Source organism: Pseudoalteromonas sp. Isolate6 (assembly GCF_022398435.1).
Classification (GTDB): Bacteria; Pseudomonadota; Gammaproteobacteria; order Enterobacterales; family Alteromonadaceae; genus Pseudoalteromonas; species Pseudoalteromonas galatheae.
This window is the reverse complement of sequence record NZ_JAKEVK010000174.1, coordinates 1-10,511: the sequence shown is the minus strand read 5'-3', so window position 1 is coordinate 10,511 and position 10,511 is coordinate 1. Positions and strand designations below refer to the sequence as shown.

Below are 10,511 nucleotides of genomic sequence, written 5' to 3'. Positions count from 1 at the left end.
ATCTCAAGCACTCAAATCAAAATTTCATATTTGTTTACACATTAGGATGGTAAATCACCTTGGAAATTAGCGAATTAGTATGGCTTTGGGGCATAATCAGGAGGTTTACTAACGTAAGTGAACACGACTTACTTAGAATAAAAAATATGATTAGGACCAAATTCATGAAATTCAAATTACTAGCAACCAGCTTTGCCGTAAGCTTAGCGCTTAGTGGCTGCGCAGCGACGAATTCAGACCAAGCTCAACAGTCAGCTGTAAGTACTCAAGCTGCCCAATCCAATAAAGTATTCGCCCAAGATTATGTTTTGGAAGAGCTAGAAAACGGCCTTCGCGTCATGGTAGTTAAAACTAACTATCCTGATGTGGTATCGCTACAAATTCCGGTTTCAGTTGGTTCGCGTAATGAAGTAGAAGCGGGTAAAACCGGCTTTGCTCACTTCTTTGAGCATATGATGTTCAAAGGCTCAGAAAAGTATCCACAAGACGTTTATTCGGACATTTTGAAAAATTCAGGTGTTGATAATCGTGCCTACACCACCAATGACTACACGAACTACCACCTAAATTTCTCGAAGCAGCATTTAGATAAAGTATTAGAAATCGAAGCGGATATCTTTCAAAACCTGACTTACAGTGAAGAGCAGTTTCGTACCGAAGCACTAACCGTGAAAGGTGAATACCTTAAAAATAATGCCAGTCCAATTCGAAAGCTACTTTCTGCGGTAAGAAAAGAAGCATTTGACAAACATACTTATAAACACACGACAATGGGCTTTTTTGAAGACATCGAAGCAATGCCAGATCAAATGGCCTATGGTAAAACCTTCTTTGAGCGTTTTTACAAGCCAGAATACGTATCGCTTGTTATTGTGGGTGACGTAGATCCAAAAGAAACCATGGCTATGGTGAAAAAGCATTGGGGTAATTGGAAAAAGGGTGACTACCAAGCTGATATTCCTGTTGAGCCAAAGCAAGAAAAAGCGCGTTATGTTCACGAAAAATACGATGGCTTACCGGGCCACTGGTTGCTAGTTTCGTATAAAGGCGCTGCATGGGAGCCGAAGAAAAAAGACCGTGCGGCACTCGATCTCATCTCGCAGCTGTATTTCTCTGAAAACTCAGCGCTGTATCAAGAGCTTGTGGTAGACAAACAGCTTGCAAGCCAAATGTTTACTTATAATCCTGAAACCAAAGACCCTGGTCTTCTGCATGTTTTCGTTAAAGTTGAAGACGAAAAAGATTTGGCAACCGTGCGTGATGCAATCAATAACACTTACGCAAAAGCACGTACCGAGCTGGTAGATGAAAACAAACTTGCTGCACTTAAATCAAACCTAAAGTACAGCTTTATTAACGGCCTTGACTCATCACAATCTATTGCTTCGACACTCGCGCGCTATATGCACTTTGAGCGTGACCCTGAAGTGATAAATGAGCTATATGCAAGTGCTGATAAAGTCACTGCAAAAGATATTCGTGATATTGCCAATAAATACTTTGTGGACAGCAGCCGCACCACGGTGACTATGTCTGCACTTGAGTCTGTTTCTGGTTTTGATAAGGAAGTTAACTTAGATAAATTAGTCGCAAAAATGGACAAGCCAGTTACGCGTCATTTCAACGTGTTAGACAAGACCAATAATTCACCGCTGGTAGATGTGAATTTTCTTTTTTACACAGGTGCTGCCGCAGATCCTGAGGGTAAAAAAGGTCTTGCTGCGCTTACTGCGGCTATGATTGCCAAGGGCGGAAGTGAGTCGCAATCATACAAAGAAATTCAAAAGGCGCTGTACCCGATCGCTGGTAGCTTTGGTTATCAAATCGATAAAGAAATGATTTCTTTACGTGGTCGTATTCACAAAGACAATGCTGATCAATGGTATGGCATTGTGAGCCAGCAGCTCTTGAGCCCAGGGTTCAGAGAAGATGATTTTAAACGTCTGAAAAAAGAGCTAATTGATGGCATCAAGGCTGGTTTGAAAGCGTCAAATGATGAAGAGCTAGGTAAAGAAGTGCTTTATCACGAGCTGTACAAAGGCCATCCATACGAAAGCTATAACTTTGGTGATTTATCAGACTTGGAAGCAATTACTCTAGATGACGTTAAGGCTTTTTACGCTCAGCAGTTTACTCAAGCTAAACTCAACCTGGGTATCACAGGTGCACTCGATAAACAGCTAAAAGAAGCGATGTTTAACGACCTTGCGGCTTTACCTAAAGGCGAAGAAGCGCGTTTACAAGTGCCTGATGCCCCTAAGTTATCTGGTCATCATGCAACCATCGTAGAAAAGAATGCAAAATCAACAGCGGTCTCTTTTGGTTTTCCAATCGACACGGTTCGTAGCAGCAAAGATTGGGCTGCGCTTTGGTTAGTGCGTTCATACTTTGGTGAGCACCGCAGTTCAAACAGCCACTTGTACCAACGTATCCGTCAGGTTCGTGGTATGAACTATGGTGACTACGCTTATATTGAATACTTCCCTCGTGGTATGTTCCAAACTAAGCCTGATGCAAACCTAGGTCGTAGTGAGCAAATTTTCCAAGTTTGGTTGCGCCCACTTCGTTCTAACAACGATGCCCATTTTGTAACGCGTACGGCATTGTTTGAACTCGATAAGCTGATCAAAGAAGGGATGAGCCAAGCAGACTTTGAAGCAACACGTAACTTCTTAATCAACTTTGTGCCGCAAATGGTGGCGAGCCAAGATAGGCAGCTAGGTTATGCACTTGATAGCCAGTTCTATAATACCGACGAATTTGTTGCCTATGTAACAAAGCAGCTAGCGTCGCTGTCTGTTGAAGACATCAACCGTGTTATCAAAGAGAATTTGCAAACCGAAGATATTCACTATGTGTTTATCACAGGTGATGCGAAAGATATGGCGAAGCGTCTAAGTGCTGAGCAGTCATCTCCTATGACTTATAACACGAAAAAGCCTGACGCATTACTGGCTGAAGATGCTGAAATTGCTACATACCCGCTCAATATTCCAAGTAAGAATATTAAAACGTTAGATGTAGAAAAAGTGTTTGAATAGCTATTATTCAGCTTAATAAAAAATGGCGGCTAAAAAATTAGCCGCCATTTTTTGTGTCAAAACCACGCGTAATTTTAGGTTATGGTGTTAAACCACTCCACTGCAGCGGCTATCCAAATTAACGAACTAATTAATAGTGTCAATGTCACGGCCGCTGATGCCATATCTTTTGCACGACCAGATAGCAAGTGGTGCTCGGTACTCACTCTATCTGTCAGCGCTTCGATTGCTGAGTTGATAAGCTCGATGACTAATATCAGCAATACGCTACCAACCAATAAGGCCCATTGAGCAATACTTTGTGCCAATATGATTGATAAAGGAAGACTCACCACCAGTAACCACGTTTCTTGTCTAAATGCCGACTCTTCTTTGTATGCCGCTTTCATTCCTTTCGCTGAGCAATGCGTTGCTTTGATTATTCGCGCAAGCCCTGTGCCATTTGGTTTGTTGGTATCCGTTGTCTTGATCTTTATCGACATATTCGCGATCCTGCGTTGGTAGTGTTCAATGGGGCGTTATTATACGAAGATCTGTCTAGTTCGACAGTACTAAATTGTAAGAATCTTTGGTCTAATTTGGTGCATTTAAAACGGTATTAAAATATGTTGGTTATTAGATATAACCAAGAGTTTGAAGTCTGATTTTTTATAATACATGACACTTAATGACTCTAAGCGTTACACTATGAGCAGTATCAGTATTATCGGAAGTTTGTCACATGAGACATGAGATTTGGAATAAGTTACGCGAAGAAGCCAATGAATTGGTTGCTCGCGAACCATTACTTGCTAGTCACGTTTACTCGAGTATTTTAAATCACGAGTGTCTTGGTTCTGCATTAAGCTTTATCGTTGCAAATAAATTGGCGGATGCCGTGGTGTCAGCATTTACAATTCGTGAGCTATTCGATCAAGCCTTTGTGCACTGCGATACCATGCTGACTCATGTTGCACATGATATAAAAGCCGTTAAAGATCGCGACCCGGCTGCCGATAGTTATCTCAACGTAATCTTAAATCTGAAAGGTTTTCATGCAATCCAAGCACATAGATTGGCATACTGCCTCTGGCGTCAAGACAGAAAGGAGTTGGCTCGCTTTATACAGAGTAGAACCTCTGAAGTATTTGGTGTTGACATCCATCCTGCTTGTAAAGTCGGTCATGGTATTATGTTTGACCATGCGACTGGTATAGTTATTGGTGAAACCGCAGTTATTGAAGACAATGTTTCTATCCTACAATCAGTCACACTGGGTGGTACGGGTAACGAGCAGGGTGACCGTCACCCGAAAATTCGTGCCGGCGTATTGATTGGTGCGGGTGCCAAAGTACTTGGCAACATTGAAGTAGGAGAGGGCGCTCGAATTGGAGCCGGTTCCGTTGTGCTTAGCCCTGTTGCACCGCATACCACTGTGGTGGGCGTTCCAGCTAAGGTGGTTGGTAAGCCGTCGTGCCCATGTCCTGCTGAGAGTATGAACCAAAACTTCTTAGAAGACGATGATAGGCTCGAAAATGAGTCTATCACTTCGGCGATGCTGTAAGGTTATTAGATTAAAAATGGGGAAATCACTTCCCCATTTTTATACCCTCTTATTGGGTTGCTTTTACCGTAGACACCACCTCACCATCAGCAAGTTGTGTGATTATCGGCTTTTCTGGGTCGACATCCGCCACAGACTTAATCACTTTATCTTCCTGCTTGGCAATACTATAACCCCGAGCTAACACCGCCAGTGGGCTGACGCTGTCTAGTTTTGCGCTTGATACCGCGAGTTGATGTCTTTGTGTGTTAAGCTTTTGCTCCATTGCATACTGCAACTTATCACCGAGTTGTGCGACCAATTGCTTGAATTGAGCGATCCTTTGCTCTGGATGTAATCGGTCAAATCTATGCTGCAGTAGATGAAATTGCGATTGCTTTTGACGTAAGTGATGGGCTTGAGCACGAATTAATCGCTGTTCTAATTCATCAACTCGCTGTGTTTGCTGCATTAGTTGATTTTTAGGGTGTTGTAGCTGCAGTCGGGCTTCAAAGTTTGCCAAACGCTGTGATGCACCTTCAAGGCGACGTTTAAAAGCTTGATTGAGATATTGTAGTAACTGTGAAGTACGCTGTTTTAGCGCTTCAGAGTCTGGGCTCACTAATTCGGCGGCCGCCGATGGGGTTGGCGCTCTGATATCTGCGACATAGTCGGAAATGGTAGTATCTATTTCATGCCCTACTGCGCTTATCACCGGAATTAAGCTGGCAAAAATGGCCCTTGCGACTGGCTCCTCGTTAAAGCTCCATAAATCTTCTAATGAGCCGCCACCTCTACCAACGATCAATACGTCTACCTCGCGCCTAGCATTCGCCTGAGCGATTTGTTTGCAAATCTGCTGCTTGGCTTCATCGCCTTGCACTAGGGCTGGGTAAATAACGACTTGTAACTGTGGGGCGCGACGTTTGAGTACAGTCAAAATATCCTTGATGGCAGCGCCTGTCGCTGAGGTGACGACCCCCACGCGATTAATGACACTTGGCAAAGGCTTTTTGTGACTAGCCGAAAACAGGCCTTCTGCGGCTAGCTGCATTTTAAGGGCGTCAAACTGTTGCTTGAGCAAACCTTCACCGGCAGGGGCCATTTGTTCGACTATCAATTGATAGTCGCCTCGAGGCTCATACACTGACACTCTAGCTTGTACCATTACCTGCTGACCGTTGGCTGGGCGATGGTTACAATAACGATTATTACCTCGCCACATGGCTGCTTTTATCTGTGCTTTGTCATCTTTTAGAGAAAAATACCAATGCCCTGAGGCCGGAGCAACAAAGTTTGAAATTTCTCCGGTGAGTTGTACAGAGGCAAAACCTTGTTCTAAGAGCGCGCGTATTTCTCTGTTAAGTCTTGATACAGAATAGGTTTTATTATTACTGGGGTATCCCATGTTGGCCTCCATAAAAAATTCACAGTCACTTTATCACATTTTTTGCTAAATTTTATTTACTCCCATAAGGAACGCTGATAAAATTCGCACGCAATTCCTTATACTCAGTTCACTTGAGAGAAGCCGCGAACATGCTAAGAATTGCAAAAGAAGCCCTTACCTTTGACGATGTACTTTTAGTACCAGCTCATTCAACTGTTCTTCCTCACACCGCAAACCTGAAAACGCGTTTGACACGTGGGATTGAATTAAACTTACCGCTTGTTTCCGCTTCAATGGATACAGTGACAGAAGCGCGCCTAGCGATCGCTCTGGCACAAGAAGGTGGTATTGGTTTTATCCACAAAAACATGACTATCGAAGAGCAAGCTCGCAACGTACGTAAAGTTAAGACGTATGAAGCGGGTATTATCTCTTTCCCTGTGACAGTTACTTCTGATCTTACCATTGCAGAAGCAATGGAGCTTGCACAGGACAAAGGGTTCTCAGGTTTCCCGGTTGTTGGTGCAAACAACCAACTTGAAGGGATCGTGACTAGCCGTGATATGCGTTTTGAAACTAAGCTAGAAAAAGCGGTTTCAACGGTTATGACTAAGAAAGATGACTTAGTGACAGTAAAAGAAGGGGCATCTCGTGAAGAGATCCTTGGCCTAATGCACGAACACCGTATTGAAAAGATCCTTGTGGTTGATGACGCATTTGCACTAAAAGGCATGATCACTGTTAAGGATTACCAAAAAGCGCAAGATAAACCAAATGCATGTAAAGATGAGCAAGGCCGTCTTCGTGTTGGTGCTGCTGTTGGTGTTGGTGCTGGCACTGATGAGCGTATTGCTGCTTTGGTTGAAGCGGGTGTTGATGTACTACTAATCGATACTTCTCACGGCCATTCTCAAGGTGTTATTGACCGTGTTAAAGCGACGCGCGAAACTTATCCAGAACTACAAATCGTTGCAGGTAACGTAGCAACAGCTGAAGGCGCAATTGCATTGGCTGATGCTGGTGCAGACGCCGTTAAAGTGGGTATTGGCCCAGGTTCTATCTGTACTACTCGTATCGTTACAGGTTGTGGTGTACCACAAATTACTGCGATTTCAGATGCAGTAGAAGGCCTAAAAGGTCGTGATATTCCAGTGATTGCCGACGGCGGTATCCGTTTCTCTGGTGATATCGTAAAAGCGCTAGTTGCTGGTGCTGCATGTGTAATGGTGGGTTCAATGCTGGCGGGTACTGAAGAGTCTCCTGGTGAAGTTGAACTATACCAAGGCCGTTACTACAAGTCTTACCGTGGTATGGGTTCTCTTGGTGCGATGAACCAAAAAGAAGGTTCATCTGACCGTTACTTCCAGAAGAGTGATGCTGCTGACAAACTAGTACCTGAAGGTATTGAAGGTCGCGTAGCATACAAAGGACCGATCGCAACGATTATCCATCAGCAAATCGGTGGTATTCGCAGTGCAATGGGTTTAACTGGATGTGCAACCATCGAAGAATTAAATACTAAGCCGCAGTTTGTACGTGTGACTTCTGCGGGTATGGGCGAGTCTCACGTACATGACGTGCAGATCACCAAAGAGGCGCCTAACTACCGTATGGGTTAAGCCTCAAGGCGTGTTTCTGGGCTAGCAAGTTGCTAGCCCTTATTACTTTTGATAGAGACGCAATGCGGCTTTATCCTGTTTAGTTCCTAACTAACGAGATTATCAATGAGCAAAGATATCCACGATTCCCGAATTTTGATCTTAGACTTTGGTTCGCAATACACTCAGCTAATTGCACGTCGTGTACGTGAAATTGGTGTTTACTGTGAACTTTGGGCTTGGGATGTGACAGAAGAGCAAATCCGTGAGTTCAATCCGCAAGGTATCATTCTATCAGGTGGCCCAGAGTCAACAACGCTTGAAGGTAGCCCAAAAGCACCAGATTACGTATTCGAAGCCGGTGTGCCTGTACTGGGTATCTGTTACGGTATGCAGACGATGGCAATGCAGCTTGGTGGTCAGGTACATAGCTCAGATAAAAAAGAATTCGGCTACGCAAAAGTAGAGAAAGTGGGTGACTGTAAGCTATTTGAAGCGATTGAAGATCACATCGAAGATGGTGCAGGTTACCTAGACGTGTGGATGAGCCATGGCGATAAAGTTGCTAAAATTCCAGACACGTTCAAAACTTCAGCGAGAACGGATACTTGCCCACATGCGGCAATGTCTTGGGAAGAAAAGCGTTTCTACGGTGTACAGTTCCACCCAGAAGTAACGCATACTCAGCAAGGTTTGCGATTACTAGAGCGTTTTGCAATTGATATCTGTGGTTGTGAAAAACTATGGACGCCTGAGCAAATCATTGAAGATGCAATTGAGCGTATCAAAGAGAAAGTAGGGGATGACGAGGTTATCCTTGGGTTATCTGGTGGTGTTGATTCATCAGTGGTTGCAATGCTTATTCACCGTGCGATTGGCGACAAGCTAACCTGTGTATTTGTTGATAATGGCCTACTACGCTTGAACGAAGGCCAGCAAGTAATGGATATGTTCGGTGATAAGTTTGGTCTGAACATTATCAAGGTAGAAGCTGAAGATCGTTTCCTTAATGCGCTTAACGGCTTAAACGACCCTGAAGACAAACGTAAAGCAATTGGTCACACCTTTATTGAAGTATTCGATGAGCAAGCCAGCCAGCGCGTAAACGCGAAATGGCTAGCGCAAGGTACAATTTACCCTGATGTTATCGAATCGGCAGCATCTAAAACCGGTAAAGCGCATGTGATCAAATCTCACCACAATGTAGGTGGATTACCTGAAGATATGGAGCTTGGTCTGGTTGAGCCACTGCGTGAACTATTTAAAGATGAAGTTCGCAAGATTGGTCTAGAGCTTGGCCTACCGTATGACATGCTTTATCGTCACCCGTTCCCAGGTCCAGGTCTTGGTGTTCGTGTACTTGGCGAAATCAAGAAAGAATACTGTGACTTACTGCGCCGTGCTGACGCTATCTTCATTGAAGAGCTGCATAAAGCGGACCTATACCACAAAGTATCTCAAGCATTCGCTGTGTTCCTACCTGTACGCTCTGTTGGCGTGATGGGTGATGCACGTAAATACGACTGGGTGATCTCACTACGTTGTGTCGAAACTATCGACTTTATGACGGCACGTTGGTCACACCTACCATACGAGCTACTAGGTCACGTTTCAAATCGTATCATCAATGAAATCGATGGTATTTCTCGCGTGGTTTACGATGTATCAGGTAAGCCGCCAGCGACAATCGAGTGGGAATAAGCTTGGTTGTAAAAACCTAACCTAGCTTTCGTTAGATTAATAAAAAGCCAGTCAGTATTTCTGACTGGCTTTTTTATGAATTCTTACTTTCTTAAAAAACCTTGCGGAGGTATTTGGTTTCTTCGCAGTGATGTTTATAGTGATGCTGGCCTGCTATTTTTTGGAGGCCGTGGCTGCATAGCACCTCATTTCACATATATCAAACCGATTATGGTGAAGCTGTAACTTGTTTCTGAACATAAACGTTTTAGGTCGCCGGCTTTATTAGGCGAATTTCGCATAAAAATTTCTATGGGCTAGCGCCCGCATAAAATGCGGATAATGCTTGGCTAAAATTAGCGAAGAATGAGCGCCAGCCAAGCGTTTGATGTCATTTTTGATGCGTTTGTTATCAGCCATTTCGATAATATTCAGATATTGATTTTACGGTATTTATTTGGCTTTCACCGCTTGCTTTAGCTATTTCATTTATATGCTGAATTGAACTCTTCAGGGCAGGTGGAACCTCCGTTGTTTCGGTTGATTCAACTAATCCAAGTAGTAACCACAACGCGCAATCAATCTCACTCGGTTTCTTACAGCTATGCAATATATCTAGAGCTGCTGGAATAAGATCAAATGCTATGTAAGGTTTAATTGATTCTTCTACATCATTAAATAAACCATAGGTACACTCATCTTCGGAAACAAGTGGTTCATTCCATTTGGCTATTCTCGTATAGAAAAGATACGCCAATGATTCTGGATTACCTTCTAATACAGAATCCAAATATTCATTTCCATATTGGAGAATTTTCACGATGCCTCCGCGGCTTATAACGCCTTAATAAACGGCGAAAAAAGCAGGCTAAACTAAGCGAAGAATGAGCGCAAGCCTGCTGTTTTGCGTCCACGGTTTAATTAACTTGTTATAAGCCATTTATTCCAAATTTCTTCAATATCGTTGCAAATTCAGTACAACGTGTTGCCTTAGGAATATCTGGTGTTTTATATTTTTTGTTTAAGCATATCGCCAACGGCGACTCATCAACAGTCCATTTGTAGCCTTTACCTTGTGGTAATACTGTTTGATAAAAATTACTTAATTTATTGTCTTCACAAACTTCCAACCTCGCTATTACTTTCATAATCAAAGTATGTACAGCTTCACCAAAGTCTAGAGCTTCTTTTAAATTAGGTATGTACCCTTTATGAATTACGCTATTTCTAAATTTGACCATTTTGGGACTTAAAATTACAGGCTCTTCATTGTATTTATT

Annotated in this window: 8 protein-coding genes; 4 read left to right on the top strand and 4 right to left on the bottom strand. The window is 43.2% G+C overall.

What is annotated here, in order from left to right; genetic code table 11:
- The first annotated feature begins 164 nt into the window (after positions 1-164).
- On the top strand, positions 165-3,041 hold the full coding sequence (locus tag L1D50_RS18035) for a pitrilysin family protein (RefSeq protein WP_239966536.1): 2,877 nt from the start codon (positions 165-167) through the stop codon (positions 3,039-3,041).
- 74 nt (positions 3,042-3,115) lie between these two features.
- Here L1D50_RS18035 and L1D50_RS18030 read toward each other — a convergent pair whose 3' ends face one another.
- Complete coding sequence (locus L1D50_RS18030) at positions 3,116-3,523, bottom strand: diacylglycerol kinase (RefSeq protein ID WP_128726776.1); 408 nt, start codon at positions 3,521-3,523, stop codon at positions 3,116-3,118.
- Positions 3,524-3,762: 239 nt separating this feature from the next.
- On the opposite strand from L1D50_RS18030, the gene cysE reads away from it, so the two are divergent.
- On the top strand, positions 3,763-4,584 hold the full coding sequence (gene cysE, locus L1D50_RS18025; RefSeq protein WP_095729844.1) for a serine O-acetyltransferase: 822 nt from the start codon (positions 3,763-3,765) through the stop codon (positions 4,582-4,584).
- 49 nt (positions 4,585-4,633) lie between these two features.
- Here the strand turns inward: cysE and xseA are convergent, their stop codons facing one another.
- The gene (gene xseA / locus L1D50_RS18020) at positions 4,634-5,971 is read right to left on the bottom strand and encodes an exodeoxyribonuclease VII large subunit (RefSeq protein ID WP_239966535.1); all 1,338 of its coding nucleotides are present in this window, start codon (positions 5,969-5,971) and stop codon (positions 4,634-4,636) included.
- Between the two features lie 131 nt (positions 5,972-6,102).
- Here xseA and guaB point away from each other — a divergent pair, with 131 nt between their 5' ends.
- Both guaB and guaA read left to right on the top strand, forming a co-directional pair.
- Positions 6,103-7,572: an IMP dehydrogenase gene (gene guaB / locus L1D50_RS18015; protein WP_102057463.1), complete on the top strand. Its 1,470-nt coding sequence runs from the start codon at positions 6,103-6,105 to the stop codon at positions 7,570-7,572.
- Between the two features lie 105 nt (positions 7,573-7,677).
- Positions 7,678-9,252 (top strand): glutamine-hydrolyzing GMP synthase, encoded by a 1,575-nt coding sequence (gene guaA / locus L1D50_RS18010; protein WP_102057462.1) that lies wholly within the window; start codon positions 7,678-7,680, stop codon positions 9,250-9,252.
- Between the two features lie 391 nt (positions 9,253-9,643).
- On the opposite strand, the gene L1D50_RS18005 is transcribed toward guaA, so the two are convergent.
- Positions 9,644-10,051 carry a hypothetical protein gene (locus L1D50_RS18005; RefSeq protein ID WP_239966534.1) on the bottom strand — a complete coding sequence of 136 codons (408 nt, stop codon included), beginning with the start codon at positions 10,049-10,051 and terminating at the stop codon, positions 9,644-9,646.
- A 109-nt stretch (positions 10,052-10,160) separates the two neighbouring features.
- A partial coding sequence (locus tag L1D50_RS18000) for a hypothetical protein (RefSeq protein ID WP_239966533.1) occupies positions 10,161-10,511 on the bottom strand: 351 nt, incomplete at its 5' end.